Source organism: Streptomyces sp. URMC 124, assembly GCF_051386455.1.
Classification (GTDB): domain Bacteria; phylum Actinomycetota; class Actinomycetes; order Streptomycetales; family Streptomycetaceae; genus Streptomyces.
In genome coordinates, this window is sequence record NZ_JBPQTS010000561.1 from 1 (window position 1) to 251 (window position 251).

1 protein-coding gene is annotated in these 251 nt (G+C 79.3%); it reads left to right on the plus strand.

Going from position 1 to position 251, the window contains the following annotated elements; translation table 11 throughout:
• On the plus strand, positions 1-251 hold a 251-nt coding region (locus tag ACSNOG_RS33700), incomplete at both ends, for a hypothetical protein (RefSeq protein WP_436756469.1).

Sequence of the window (251 nt, forward strand, 5' to 3'; positions counted from 1 at the left end):
GTGGTCGGCGACACCGTGCCGGCCGGGGCGCTGGAGGCGCTGCGCGAGCAGCGGGCCGGCCACGACGGCCGCCCGGCGGCGGTGGTCGCCGTCGAGCTGGAGCGGGCCGTCGAGGAGCTGCTGCAACGCCGGATGCTGCACCGCACCCGCACCGGGTACGCCTTCGCCACCCCGCTGATGCGGGAGGCCGCGTACGCCGGGGTGAGCAAGGCCGAGCTGGCCGAGCGGCACGCGGCGCTGGCCCGCTGGGC